Genomic DNA, 13,411 nt, shown 5'->3' on the forward strand with positions numbered 1-13,411 from the left:
TAAAGCGCGCGTGCCTTGGCGGGCTCGCCGCTCGGTACATGCGTTAAGCCTAGTGTCACAGGCACTCAGGAGAGACGATATGACCGAAAACGAGCCCGGACTGGACCCCCTCAAGGAGGATGCGCGCGTCACTTCGCTCAACGAGCGGCTGGCACGGGCACAATCCGAAGAGGCGATCCGCAAGGGCGAGGGCGACGGGGAAAGCGGGCGTAACTATCGTCTGGGCAACCGGGTTCTTGCCGAGCTGATCGGCGGGCTGTTGGGAGGCGGGGTGATCGGGTGGACGCTCGATTATTTCCTCGGCACCTCTCCCTGGCTCCTGCTGGTGATGTTGACCCTTGGGGTCGTCAGCGCCTTCAGGAACATCATTCGGATTTCGAACCAGCGCTCGAAATGACTTTCGGGCGCTTCGGTTACATGGGAAGCGGACGTGGCTGAAGAAGCAGGCAAGATCGACCCGATGCACCAGTTCGAGGTGCAGTCGATCGCCGACATGTTCAATGTCGGTGGACATCAGATCGCCTTCACCAACAGCGCGCTGTGGCTGATCGCGGCAGCGGCGCTGTTGTGGGTCTTCATGCTCGGCGGGATGAAGCGTCAGGTCGTGCCGGGCCGCTGGCAGATGGCGGTTGAGGGCTTTACCGGCTTCATCGACAAGCTGCTTGAGGCGAATATCGGCAAGGAAGGGCGCAAGTTCCTTCCCTATGTTTTCTCGCTGTTCATGTTCATCTTGTTCGCCAACATCGTCGGCCTGCTTCCGCTGGGCCTGATTCCCGGCGTGCACCCCTTCACTGCGACCAGCCACTTCACCGTCACCGGCGTGCTGGCGATCCTGTCCTTCTCGATCGTGCTGATCGTCGGTTTCGGCAAGCATGGTCTGCGATTCTTCAAGCTGTTCGTGCCCCATGGCACCCCGATTCCGGTTCTGCTGCTGGTGGTGCCGATCGAGATGGTGTCGTTCATGGTGCGGCCGTTCAGCCTGGCGCTGCGACTCTTCGTCGCGATGACCGCGGGCCATATCCTGCTCAAGGTACTGGCCGGCTTCATCATCATGTCGGGCCCGACCGGCTGGGCGATCCCGGTGGGCGCGGCCAGCTTCGCGCTGATGATCGGCGTTTCGGCGCTCGAACTGCTGGTGGCGGGCGTGCAGGCCTATGTCTTCGCGCTGCTTACCTCGCTCTACATCAACGATGCCGTGCACCTGCACGAACATCATTGATCCGTTTTCCGTTGAACCACTGAACTTTTAGAACTGGAGTTAGAATCATGGACGCAGAAGCAGCAAAGCTCCTCGGTGCAGGTCTCGCGGCGGTTGGCGCCGGCCTCGCGGCGCTGGGCGTGGGCGCGGTGTTCGCCGCCTTCCTGCAGGGTGCGCTGCGCAACCCGGGTGCGGCCGCTGGCCAGCAGGGCAACATGTTCATCGGCTTCGCGGCCGCCGAGCTTCTCGGTCTGCTCGCGTTCGTCGTTGCAGTCCTGCTGATCTTCGTCGCCTAACACTCGTCTGAACTTCCACGCCGGGCGGGGAACCGTCCGGCGGCGGAAGGGGAATTCCGATGCCTCAGATATCCCAGCTCGCCGCAACCTATGCGTCGCAGATCTTCTGGCTTCTGCTGACCTTCGGCTTCGTCTTCTTCGTCATCGGCCTGGGCATGGTGCCCAAGGTGCAGGGGACGATCGACAGCCGTGACAAGTCGGTGGCCGATGATCTCGCTGCTGCCGAAGCCGCGCGCGCCCAGGCCGATGCGGCCGAGGAAACCTGGCGGCAGCAGGAGAACGCGGCGCGCGAGCAGGCGCAGACCCTGCTGGCGAAGGCGCGCGACAAGGCCGCTGCGGCGACCGCCAAGTCGCTTGCCGAAGCCGCCGAGAAACTGAACGCCAAGCTGGCCGAGGACGAGGCGCGCATCGCCGCCTCGACCGACGCGGCATTGGCGGAAATCGAATCGGTCGCGGCGGACGCGGCGCAGGACATCGTCGCGCGCCTGTCGGGCGTGAAGACGACTGCCGCCGAAGCCAGCAGCGCGGTGAAGACGGTGATCGCCAATGGCTAATGCACACACCTTGCCCCCGGCTTCGGCCGCGGTCGCGAACCGGCTGGAGAACGCCGACAAGCTTGAGGGCATGCCCCATGCCGGTACTGAGGCGAAGGGCGGTGCCGAACATCATGCCGAGCCGACCGCGCTTGGTCTCGACGCGACCATGTGGGTCGCGGCGGCGATGGCGATCCTCATTCTCGTCGCACTCTGGAAGGGCGTGCCGAAGCTGATCGGCGGGATGCTCGACAAGCAGATCGCGGCGATCCGCACCCGCCTCGCCGAAGCCGAACAGCTGCGTACCGAAGCCGAAGCGTTGCGCGACGAATATGCCCGCAAGCTCGCTGGCGTAGAAACGCAGGCGGCGGCGATGGTCGCTCATGCCGACGAAGAGGCGAAGGCGCTTGTCGCCAAGGCCAAGAGCGATGCGGACGAGCTGGTCAAGCGCCGCGCCAAGATGGCCGAGGACAAGATCGCCGCTGCCGAACGCGCCGCGATCGATCAGGTCCGCGCCCGTACCGCCGAAGCTGCTGCCAAGGCCGCGGCGGCGATCATCGCGCAGAAGCATGATGCGGGCGCCGACAAGCCGCTGGTCGACAGCACGATCGCGGGGCTTTCGCGGCTCAATTAGGCTTAGCGCGACGCTAACGGAACAAGAGGGCGCGGCATCTTGCTGCGCCCTTTTTTTCGCGTATTATCAAAAGCATGGGGGAAGTGCGCCGAGACCGTGGACTGATTGCGCTGATCATCGGCTTTGCGGTGATCGCGGTGGCGGTGTTTGGCACGCTGCTTCTCTTCAAGCAGCAACAGAGTGCCCAGCGGATGGTGGTCCACACGCTGCGGGTGCAGGAACAGCTCAGCACGATCCGTTCGCGGCTGCAGGATGCCGAAACGGGGCAGCGCGGCTATCTGGTCACGCGCGATCCCGTCTACCTTCAGCCCTATTTCGATGGCCGTCGCCAGCTCGCCGGTGACCTTGCCGCGCTCAGGCCGATGCTGGCCGACAATCCGATTCAGCTTGCCGCCGCGAGACAATTGGAACAGTGCGCGGTCGCACGCGTCGAACGGCTCTCCGTGGGGTTGACCCAGGCTCGTGCGGGGCGTTTCGACCACGCCGCTGAGGTTGTGCGCGTGGGAGTCGGCAAGACGCTGATGGATCGGTGCCGTGCGATCATCGGCGCGATGAAGGCGGAGGAAAGCCGGCTGCTCACTGCACGCTCGGAAGCGCTGGCGAGTTGGTCGAGCTGGCTTACGCTTTGGCTGATCGGCGGCGCGTTGATGGTCTTCGCTCTCGCCGTCTATGCGACCCGCGACGCCCGCCGTCGTGCTCGTGCCGCGATCAAGATGGGACAGGCGCTGCTCGAGGCGAATCGCAAGATCACCGACGAAGCGGAGAGCCGCGCTGCGGTCGAGGCGCAGCTGCGGCAGATGCAGAAGATGGAATCGATCGGTCAGCTGACCGGCGGGGTCGCGCACGACTTCAACAACATGCTCGCGATCGTCATCGGCAGCCTCGACATGGCGAAGCGGAGGTTCGAAAGCGATCCGAAGAAGGCGCTGGAGGGTATCGGTAACGCGATGGAGGGCGCCGAGCGTGCCGCACAGCTCACCGCGCGGTTGCTCGCCTTCTCGCGCCAGCAACCGCTTGCGCCCAAGGCGCTCGATGCCAACAAGCTGGTTGGCGGAATGTCCGAACTGCTGCGTCGGACGATCAGCGAGAATATTCGCATCGAGACCGTGCTGGCAGGCGGGCTGTGGCCGGCCTTCATCGACGGGGCACAGCTCGAGAATGCGGTGCTCAACCTGTGCGTCAATGCGCGCGATGCGATGCCCGGCGGCGGACGGCTGACGATCGAGACCGCGAACACGCATCTCGACGATGCCTATGCCGCCGCCCATGCAGAGGTGCTGTCGGGGCAATATGTCATGGTGTCGGTTACCGACACCGGCACCGGCATGCCGCCCGAGGTGATCGAGCGCGCGTTTGATCCCTTCTACACAACCAAGGGCGTCGGAAAAGGAACCGGGCTCGGACTCAGCCAAGTCTTCGGCTTCGTGAAGCAGTCGGGCGGGCATGTGAAGATCTATTCGGAGCCCGGTGTCGGCACGACGGTGAAGCTCTACCTCCCGCGCCATTTCGGCGAAGCCGAAACGCCCGGCGTGCCGCTGTCGCCTGACGCGCTGCCACGTGCGAAGGACGACGAAATCATCCTGGTGGTCGAGGACGAGGAAGGCGTGCGGCACATGTCGGTCGATGCGTTGCGCGAGCTCGGCTATGTCGTGGTTCAGGCGTCCGACGCCAATCAGGCGCTGACCGTGCTCGAGATCCAGCCGCGGATCGACCTGCTGTTTACCGATATCGTCATGCCCGACATGAATGGCCGCGTCCTTTCCGATCGGGCGCGGGAAGCCCGGCCGGGGCTCAAGGTGCTCTACACCACCGGCTACACCCGCAACGCCATCGTCCATAACGGGATGCTGGACCATGACGTCGCCTTCCTGGCGAAGCCCTTCACAGTGCAGCAACTGGCGCTCAAGGTCCGCGAAGTCCTCGACGCCTGACACCTGCCGTTGATCTGAGGTTCAGCCTTGCGGCGGGTTAAATTTCGCATGCCGTAATTCTGTCCTACTTCGGCCCGGCTCCGAAACGACCACCGCTCCTGGCCGATATGCAGCGGCCGAGTCCGCTCGAGGAGCAATCGCGTACCCCTAGCCGGTCCCCTTGCCGGCACCCCAACCATGAGGAGCAACATCATGCGATATTTCGCCAAAGCCTTGATTCTGCCCGCCGTTCTGATCGCGGTCCCCGCCGCGGCACAAGATGCCGAACCCTTCACCGGCCCCAGCATCGTCGCCCTTGGCGGCGTCGATCACTCGAACGGGGGCAGCAACGATCCGACGGGCTTCGTCTATGGCGGCGCGGTCACCTACGATTTGGGATCGGGCAGCCTGCGCTACGGTGTCGAGGCGGAGGTGACCGGAACGACCACCGGCAACTGCTACACCAGCACCTCGGGCGCGACCAGCGTGCGGAACTGCTACGACATGGGCCGCGATCTCTATGCCGGGGCCCGTATCGGCGCGGTCGTGGCGCCGAACCTGATGGTCTACGGCAAGGCCGGCTACACCAACGCGCGCACCAGCAGCAGCTCCGACAATCTCGGAACCCCGGCAAAGCCGGACATGGCCTATGCCGGAAACAGCGACGGCTATCGCGTCGGCGCCGGTGTCGAGCTCGATATCGGGAAGTTCCTAGTCCGCACCGAATATCGCTATTCGGACTATAGCGGCTTTGCCGGCCACCGCCATCAGGGCACGGTCGGCCTCGGCGTCCGCTTCTGATCGTTTCGCCCGCGCGGGGTGCTGCCGCGCGGGCGAAACTTTTTTCGGATCGCGTGTCGATTACGGCGATCGTCGTTCGTCGTCCCTATGAAGGCGCACAGAAGTTGCGCGCCGAACCGGGAGACGAAGACATGTTCGCAACGATCCGCTCGCACCTGCTGCTCGCCGCCGCCGCATTGGCCACGCCGCTCGCTGCTCACGCCCAGACGACGCCCGCCGTGGCCGCCCAACCCACACCGGTCCGCTCCGGCACCGTCGAAGTCGCGGGCATCGCCTATTATTATGAGATCCGCGGGCAGGGCGAGCCGCTGCTGCTGCTCCATGGCGGACTCGGCTCGATCGACATGTTCGCGCCGATCCTGCCCGCGCTCGCCGAGGGGCGCCAGGTGATCGCGGTCGATCTCCAGGGTCATGGCCGCACTCCGCTCGGCACCCGCCCGATTGCGATCGAGCCGATGGGCAGCGACATGAGCATCCTGCTCGACAAGCTCGGCTACAAGCAGGTCGATGTGATGGGCTATTCGATGGGCGCCGGGGTCGCGTTCCAGCTTGCTGCCCGGCACCCGGACCGCGTGCGCCGCCTGGCGCTGGTGTCGATGACACTGTCAACCGCCGGCATCCAGCCCGAGATGGTGCCGATCCAGCGCCAGCTGACCGCGGCGATGGCTCCGATGATGAAGGAGACACCGATGTACACGGGCTATGTCGCGCGCGCGCCCAAGCCCGAGGATTTTCCGCGCCTGCTCGATCAGATGGGTGACCTGATGCGCCGCGACTTCGACTGGTCGGCTCAGGTGAAGGCGCTGACCATGCCGGTGATGCTGGTAGTAGGCGACGCCGATATGTGGCGGCCCGAGGGGAGCGTCGAGTTTTTCAAGCTGCTCGGCGGCGGTCAGCGCGACGGCGGGTGGCAGCGCGAACATGTGACGAAGCACCGCCTCGCGATCCTGCCCGGCCGCACCCATTACGACATCTTTCTCGCGCCCGAACTGGTGCGGACCGTCCGCCCGTTCCTCGACGGCAAGGAAGGCCGCGTCGACTGGCAGTGAGGCCCGCAAGGCGCTGTTCCCGAGCGGGAGCAGCGCCGGAGGCCGGATCAGCTGCGCGGCCGCACGAACTTGAACACGAACTGGTCGGTCTTGCCGCGGATCGACGGGTCGAAGACCCCCGCCGTGTGCGGATCGGCCGGGTTGCGCAGCAGATCGAGCTTGCCGGCGAAGCGGAAGCCGGCCTTTTCCAGCTCGCGCCGCGCGACCGCCGGGTCGATGCGGTGGAGCGCGGTCGGCGCCTTGTTCTCCGGATCGGCATTGGCGACGTGATCGACCACCAGCAGCACCCCGCCGGGCCTCAGCGAATTGTAGAGCTTGCGCGTCACCGCCTCGCCCGTGCCCTTGGGGAAGGGGGCGAGGAACAGGTCGTGATAGTTCTGCACGGTCACGATCGCATCGAGCTTTTCGGGAAAGCTCATCGCGGCGAGGCTCTCGCTGAGCGCGACGGTGTTGGAAAGGCCCGCAACTGCGGCCTTCTGCTCGTCGGCATAGGCGGCGCGGAACTTGATGAACTCGTCGGGCTGATAGGCGTAGAGTTTTCCCTTCGCCCCGACCAGCGGCGACAGGATGCGCGTCCAATAGCCGCCGCCCATGATGAAGTCGGCGACCTTGTCCCCTGGCTTGATCCCGGCAAAGGCGATCAGTTCACCGGGCTTGCGCGCGGCGTCGCGGGCGCGGTGGTCGGCGGGGCGCGACGTGTCGGCAAGCGCGGCGGTGATCGCGGGCGTCGCCTTCTGCGCGGCGAGCGGCGCGGCGGCGGCGAGCAGGATGGCGGCGGCGACGGCAAGTTTCATGGCATCCTCCCTGTGATGGGGAGAAGGCTATGAAGCCGCCCGGCGGCCCGCAATCGCCTTTCGACAAACTACAGGCCGCCGGTCCGCGTCACTTCTTGAGCAGGTCGAGCACCGCGACGGTCATCGCGGTGGTGCCGAGCGTGACCGAGGGCTTGGGATCGATCTTGAAGAAGGGCGAATGATGGCCGGAGACCGGCTTGCCGCCGGCCTTGCCCGCATCGATCTCCGCCTGCGGCGTGCCGCCGACGATGAAATAGGCGCCGGGGACGCCCAGATCCTTCTGGATGAAATAGGCGAAGTCCTCGGCGCCCATGCCTGCGCGTTCCTCATAGTGGATGATGTTGTCGCCGAATGCGCTGGTGATCGCGCCGCGCACGCGCTTGGTCAGCTCGGGGTCGTTGAGCGTTACCGGGGTCGATTCGAACCCGACCTTCACCTGCGGCAGCTTGTCCTCGGGCAGGCCGTTCATGCGGCCGACATTGGCGGCGATCCGCTTGATCCCGTCGAGCAGCTTCTTGCGCGTGTCCTCATCGTCCGAGCGCACGGTCAGCTGAAGCTCGGCCTTGTCCGAGATGATGTTATGCTTGAACCCTGAATGGAACGATCCGACCGTGACTACGCCGGGCTTCAGCGGCGCGATCTCGCGGCTCACCAGCGTCTGCAGTGCCATCACGATCTCGGCGCCCATCACGATCGGGTCCTTGCCCAGATGCGGTGCCGCGCCGTGCGTGCCGATGCCGTGGATCGTGATATCCACGCTATCGGACGAAGAGCTGCTGATCCCCGGCTCCAGCCCGATCTTGCCCGTCGGGATCCCCGCGGTGACGTGGAACGCGACGGCGTAGTTGGGCTTGGGGAAGCGTGTATAGAGCCCGTCGGCGAGCATCCGGCGAGCGCCGTCGATCCGCTCCTCGCCCGGCTGGACGACGAACACCACGGTGCCCTTCCACCGGTCCTTCATTCTGGCGAGCTGGCGCGCGGTGCCAATCATAGAGGTGATGTGCACGTCATGGCCGCAGGCGTGCATCACCGGCTTCACCACGCCGTCGATATCGGTCTGTGTGACGCTCGACATATAGGGCAGGCCACTGTCCTCCTTGAGCGGCAGCCCGTCCATATCGGCGCGCACCAATACCACCGGACCATCGCCATTCTTCATGACGCCGACCACCCCGGTCCCGCCGACGCCCTCCGTCACCGTGATCCCGCCGACCGCGCGCAGTTCCTTCGCCATCATCGCGGCGGTGCGGGTTTCCTTGAACGACAGTTCGGGGTTCTTGTGGAAATCGATGAACAGCTTCTCGAGATGCGCGGCATAGTCCGCGTCCACCGCGGGGGCGAAGTCCGGCCCGGCCAGCGCGGGTGCGGCGAAAAGGCTTGTGGCGAGCAGGGTGGCGAGCATACGCATAACTTTGAGTCCCCCGATGTTGGCTTGTCTCAAAGCTATCAGATGGAAACCCGCGCGCAATCGCCTTACATCGCGCGCAGCATGTCCGATCCCAATTCCCCCAATCGCTTCAATGAAGAAACCGCGACCTATGCCGTGCGCGGGTCGGAGACGCCCGATCTCGATACGGGTGTGGCGGCGATCCGCAATGTGCTGAAGACGCTGCCCGCGCGGCCCGGCGTCTATCGCATGCAGGATGCGCGCGGCGACGTGCTCTATGTGGGGAAGGCGCGCGCGCTCAAGAATCGTGTTGCCAACTACACTCAGCCCGCCAAGCTCTCAAACCGCCTGCGCCGGATGATCGCCCAGACCCGGTCGATGACGGTGGTGACGACCAACAACGAAGCCGAGGCGCTGTTGCTGGAGGCGCAGCTGATCAAGCGCTTCCGCCCGGCCTATAATGTACTGCTGCGCGACGATAAGTCGTTTCCCTATATCCTGCTGCGCGGCGATCACGCGTTTCCGCGCGTCCAGCTCCATCGTGGCGCGCGGCGCATCAAGGGCGACTATTTCGGCCCGTTCGCCGGTGCGGGGCAGGTGCGCAAGACGCTCAACGCCCTGCAGAAGCTGTTCCTGCTGCGAAGCTGCACCGACGGCTTCTTCAACACCCGCGATCGGCCGTGCCTGCTCTACCAGATCCGTCGCTGCTCGGCCCCGTGCGTCTATCGCATCGACAGGGCGGGGTATGAGGAGTTGGTCGACGACGCGCGCGCCTTCCTCTCGGGCAAGTCGACCAAGGTCCAGGCCAAGCTCGGCGAGCAGATGCAGGCCGCGGCGGAGAATCTCGACTTCGAACTGGCGGCCGTGCTGCGCGACCGGCTGAAGGCGCTGACCTTCATCCAGGGGTCGCAGGCGATCAATGCCGAGGGAGTGGGCGACGCCGACATCTTCGCGCTTGCCGCCAAACAGGGCACGATCGGCATCCAGGCCTTCTTCATCCGCGGCGGCCAGAATTGGGGGCACCGCGCCTTTTTCCCCGCGCACACCGCCGAGGTGCCGGAGGAGGAGGTGCTGAGCCAGTTCCTCATGCAATTCTACGAGGAGGTTCCGCCGCCGAAGATGGTGCTGCTGGACCGCGACCTGACCGAGGCGCCGCTACTGGCGGAGGCGCTGGGCGAACGTGCCGGGTTTAAGGTCGAGATTTCGCGTCCGCAGCGCGGCGCGCGGCGCCGGCTAATGGAGCAGGCCGAGCGCAACGCGGTCGAGGCGCTCGACCGTCGGCTGGCCGAATCGACGACCCAGGCGAAGAATCTGCGTGACATTGCCGATCTGTTCGGGCTGGCCGAGCCGCCCGACCGGATCGAGGTCTATGACAATTCGCATATCCAGGGGACCAATGCGGTCGGCGCGATGATCGTCGCCGGGCCGGAGGGCTTCCGTACCAGCCAGTACCGCAAGTTCAACATCAGGACCGCAGCGACCGACAATGATTTCGCGATGATGCGCGAGGTGTTCACGCGCCGCTTCAGCCGCGCGCAGGAGGAGGACCCGGATCGCGACAAAGGCGTGTGGCCCGATCTCGTGCTGATCGACGGCGGGCGCGGCCAGCTCAACGCCGCGCGCAGCGTGCTTGAGGAGTTGGGGATCGAAGACGTCTGCCTGGTCGGTGTCGCTAAGGGGCCGCATCACGGGAGGGAGGGGCGCGAGGTGTTCCATCTGCTCGACGGCAGCGAGCGGATGCTGCCGGTCAACTCGCCCGCGCTGTTCCATATCCAGAAATTGCGCGACGAGGTCCACCGCTTCGCCATCGGCGCGCATCGCCAGAAACGCGCCAAGACGCTCACCGCCAGCCCGCTCGACGAGGTACCGGGTATCGGCCCGGCCCGCAAAAAGGCGTTGCTGATGCATTTCGGCACCGCGCGCGCGGTGCGCGGCGCGAGTCTTGAGGATCTGCGCAAGGCGCCAGGGGTCAGCGCGGCGGTGGCGCAGCAGGTCTACGACTTCTATCACGCGCGCTGATGACCGGATTTGGGATTTCTTCATGCGGTAAGGATAATGCGACGTCATGCCGACTCGCGCGTTCCTGACTGTCGATACCGAGCTGATGTGGCGTCACCACGCCGCGGGGCTGGACATCGACACCATCGCCGAGCGCTCGCTGGAACCGGCGGGGGTGGGGATCGGCTATCAGCTGCGCAAGCTCGCCGAACATGATCTCAAGGCGACCTTCTTCGTCGATCCGATGCCTGCGGTCGCCTATGGCCTCGATCCGATCAGGCGGGTGGTCGGCGCGATCCTGGAAGCGGGGCAGGAAGTGCAACTGCATCTTCACCCGAACTGGGCCGCAGCGAGTGCCGAGGATCGCGCCCAGCACGCCTCGTTCGAGCTGATCGACTTCACGCTGATCGAGCAGCGCGAGTTGATCCGCGCGGCGTCGGACCTGCTGGTTGCAGCGGGCGCACCGCGGCCGATCGCGTTCCGGTCAGGCAGCTACTCGGCCAGCGACGACACGCTGACGGCACTTGCCGAGCTCGGCATCCGATACGACAGCAGCCATAACGGCTCCGAACATCCTTGGCCCAGCGCGATCGGGCTGCACGAACGCCAGATCGCGCCGACCGAGCATCGAGGGGTGATCGAGCTGCCGGTGACGCTGATCGAAGATCGCGCCGGGCATCTGCGTCACTTCCAGATCTGCGCGCTGTCGACCGCGGAGATGCGCGACGCGCTCGATCACGCCGTGCGCGCAAGCCATGCCGCGGTGACGATCGTCAGCCACGGCTTCGAACTCGCAAACCGCGCCGGCATCCGCGCCAATGCGGTGCATGTCGGGCGTTTCGAGGCGCTGTGCCGGATGCTCGATGAGCGCCGCGGCGCGCTCGTCACCAGTCATTTCGCCGGACTCTCCGGCCTGCCGCTCGATCACAACGACGTGCCGCTTGGCCCAAGCCTGATCCGCACCCGCATCCGGCAGGCGCAGCAGCTCTGGTCGAACCTCGTGTCGGAACGTGCTGCGTGACCAGTGTTGCGGCCGCTGCGCTCAATTTCCGCATCGGTGCGCGCACGGTGCTGCGCGTCAAACGAAAGCTGGTCCCGGTCGCGATCAGCCTCGATGCGGCGCGAGAAGGGGAGTTGCCCGCGCTTCCGCCACTGCCTGACGAAGCCCAGGGCTATGTCGTCACTTCGCTGCCCGAAGACCGGGTAGAGGCGATGACCTTTGCCTCTGGCGGAATGATCGGCTTCGTTCGCCAGCGTTACACGCGATATTTCGCGGATTTGACGGGAGGCTACGACGGCTATCTCGCCGGTCTGTCGTCGAGCGCCCGGCAGGGTGTGAAGCGCAAGGCCAAGAAGGTCGCGCAGGCATCGGGCGGGCAGCTCGACGTGCGGCGTTTCCGTACCCCGGTGGAGTTGCAGCAATTCCACCGCATCGCACGCGGCATTGCGGTCAACACCTATCAGGAGAAGCTGATGGGTGAGGGGTTGCCGGATACGCCGGAGTTCGTTCGCGCGATGCTGGAGAATGCTGCGGCCGACAAGGTGCGCGCATGGCTGCTTCATATCGGCGGCAAGCCCGCGGCCTATCTCTACTGTCCTGCGGCGGGCGAGACGCTGATCTACGAATATGTCGGGCACGATACCGCGTTCAACGATCTCTCACCCGGCGCGGTGCTGCAGATGGAAGCGTTTCGCGACCTGTTCGAGGAGGGGAGGTTTGCGCGCTTCGATTTCACCGAGGGTGAGGGGCAGCACAAACGCCAGTTCTCGACCGACGGTGTCGCGTGCCTCGATCTGCTGCTGCTCCGTCCCAGTCTTTCCAACCGCGCAGCGACCACAGCGCTGGGCAGCTTCAACCGCGCGGTCGCGGGCGGCAAGGCGCTGGTCGAGGCCGCCGGGCTGGACGGGCTGAGCAAGAAGCTGCGGCGGGGGTGAGGTTCGCTATACCATCCAGGCTCTAGCCGTCACCCGCCATAAGGCTGGGATGAAGGGGAGCAATGCCGCGCAGACATCGATTCCCGTGTCCGGTCGGACCGTCTAGACCACCTCCATGCACCTCGCCGCTTCCGCCATCGTTCTCGCGATCCGTCCGCACGGCGAATCCGGGGCGATCGTGCGGGCGCTGACGGCGGAGGCGGGGCTTATGGCGGGCTATGTGCGCGGTGGACGCTCGCGCCAGCTTCGCCCGGTGCTCCAGCCGGGCAACGTCATCCTTGGCGAGTGGCGCGCGCGGACCGAGGAGCAATTGCCCGCGCTCACGGTCGAGCTGATGCATAGCCGCGCGCCGATGTTCCGTGAGCCGCTTCCCGCCGCGGCGTTCGAATGGGCAACCGCGCTCACCGCCGCAGCGCTGCCTGAGGGACAACCCTATCCGCTGGTTCACTCCGCGCTGGAGGGGTTGCTCGACGCGATCGAGGCGGCGCCCGCAGCGCGCGGCTGGGCGGCGGCCTTGGTGCGGTATGAGCTGCTGATGCTTGCCGAGCTCGGCTTCGGGCTTGATCTTAGCCGCTGTGCCGCGACCGGGACGAATGACGATCTCGCCTTTGTCAGCCCAAAGAGCGGCATCGCGGTGAGCCGTTCGGGTGCCGTCGGCTATGAATCCCGCCTGCTGGGGCTGCCGCGGTTCGTGGTAGCGGGCGGACCGGCTGAGTGGGACGATATCGTTGCCGGGCTCAAACTCACCGCGCATTTCCTCGAACGCGATCTGCTCCACGGCAAGGCCGCCGAAGTGCTCGCGGCACGTGCACGGCTGGTCGATCGGCTCAACAGGGCGGTTGCGTGATCCGTGCGAGGCGGTAATGCGCCCCTGAC

At 65.6% G+C, this 13,411-nt stretch carries 14 protein-coding genes; 12 read left to right on the plus strand and 2 right to left on the minus strand.

Annotated elements, in window-relative coordinates:
* Positions 1-79: 79 nt before the first annotated feature.
* The 8 genes from BDW16_RS15685 to BDW16_RS15720 all read left to right on the plus strand — a co-directional run bounded on the left by BDW16_RS15685 (position 80) and on the right by BDW16_RS15720 (position 6,421).
* Positions 80-397 (plus strand): AtpZ/AtpI family protein, encoded by a 318-nt coding sequence (locus BDW16_RS15685; protein ID WP_066573535.1) that lies wholly within the window; start codon positions 80-82, stop codon positions 395-397.
* A 63-nt stretch (positions 398-460) separates the two neighbouring features.
* Complete coding sequence (locus BDW16_RS15690; RefSeq protein WP_066573964.1) at positions 461-1,219, plus strand: F0F1 ATP synthase subunit A; 759 nt, start codon at positions 461-463, stop codon at positions 1,217-1,219.
* A 47-nt stretch (positions 1,220-1,266) separates the two neighbouring features.
* Positions 1,267-1,494, plus strand: a complete 228-nt coding sequence (locus BDW16_RS15695) for an ATP synthase subunit c family protein (RefSeq protein ID WP_066573537.1) — start codon at positions 1,267-1,269, stop codon at positions 1,492-1,494.
* 59 nt (positions 1,495-1,553) lie between these two features.
* Entirely contained in the window at positions 1,554-2,048 is a 495-nt protein-coding gene (locus BDW16_RS15700; RefSeq protein ID WP_066573545.1) for a F0F1 ATP synthase subunit B family protein, read from the plus strand.
* A complete protein-coding gene (locus BDW16_RS15705) occupies positions 2,041-2,661 on the plus strand; it encodes a F0F1 ATP synthase subunit B family protein (protein ID WP_066573548.1) in 621 nt (206 codons plus the stop codon). The genes BDW16_RS15700 and BDW16_RS15705 overlap by 8 nt, the downstream gene beginning before the upstream one ends.
* 74 nt (positions 2,662-2,735) lie before the next feature.
* A complete protein-coding gene (locus tag BDW16_RS15710; protein ID WP_066573551.1) occupies positions 2,736-4,592 on the plus strand; it encodes a CHASE3 domain-containing protein in 1,857 nt (618 codons plus the stop codon).
* Positions 4,593-4,784: 192 nt separating this feature from the next.
* Positions 4,785-5,372 (plus strand): outer membrane protein, encoded by a 588-nt coding sequence (locus BDW16_RS15715; protein WP_066573553.1) that lies wholly within the window; start codon positions 4,785-4,787, stop codon positions 5,370-5,372.
* 53 nt (positions 5,373-5,425) lie between these two features.
* Positions 5,426-6,421 (plus strand): alpha/beta fold hydrolase, encoded by a 996-nt coding sequence (locus BDW16_RS15720; protein WP_198585803.1) that lies wholly within the window; start codon positions 5,426-5,428, stop codon positions 6,419-6,421.
* A gap of 47 nt (positions 6,422-6,468) precedes the next feature.
* Here the strand turns inward: BDW16_RS15720 and BDW16_RS15725 are convergent, their stop codons facing one another.
* Both BDW16_RS15725 and BDW16_RS15730 read right to left on the minus strand, forming a co-directional pair.
* Complete coding sequence (locus BDW16_RS15725) at positions 6,469-7,215, minus strand: class I SAM-dependent methyltransferase (RefSeq protein WP_066573555.1); 747 nt, start codon at positions 7,213-7,215, stop codon at positions 6,469-6,471.
* An 88-nt stretch (positions 7,216-7,303) separates the two neighbouring features.
* Positions 7,304-8,623 (minus strand): amidohydrolase, encoded by a 1,320-nt coding sequence (locus BDW16_RS15730; RefSeq protein WP_066573556.1) that lies wholly within the window; start codon positions 8,621-8,623, stop codon positions 7,304-7,306.
* An 81-nt stretch (positions 8,624-8,704) separates the two neighbouring features.
* Here BDW16_RS15730 and uvrC point away from each other — a divergent pair, with 81 nt between their 5' ends.
* From uvrC to recO, 4 genes are all read left to right on the plus strand, one after another.
* Positions 8,705-10,621 (plus strand): excinuclease ABC subunit UvrC, encoded by a 1,917-nt coding sequence (gene uvrC, locus BDW16_RS15735; protein ID WP_066573968.1) that lies wholly within the window; start codon positions 8,705-8,707, stop codon positions 10,619-10,621.
* Between the two features lie 46 nt (positions 10,622-10,667).
* A complete protein-coding gene (locus BDW16_RS15740; protein WP_066573558.1) occupies positions 10,668-11,621 on the plus strand; it encodes a polysaccharide deacetylase family protein in 954 nt (317 codons plus the stop codon).
* Entirely contained in the window at positions 11,618-12,535 is a 918-nt protein-coding gene (locus tag BDW16_RS15745; RefSeq protein ID WP_083954156.1) for a GNAT family N-acetyltransferase, read from the plus strand. The genes BDW16_RS15740 and BDW16_RS15745 overlap by 4 nt, the downstream gene beginning before the upstream one ends.
* A 115-nt stretch (positions 12,536-12,650) precedes the next feature.
* Positions 12,651-13,382, plus strand: coding sequence for a DNA repair protein RecO (gene recO, locus BDW16_RS15750; protein WP_066573568.1), 732 nt, complete (start codon positions 12,651-12,653; stop codon positions 13,380-13,382).
* Positions 13,383-13,411 lie beyond the last annotated feature (29 nt).

Source organism: Sphingomonas koreensis, from assembly GCF_002797435.1.
Lineage (GTDB): Bacteria > Pseudomonadota > Alphaproteobacteria > Sphingomonadales > Sphingomonadaceae > Sphingomonas > Sphingomonas koreensis.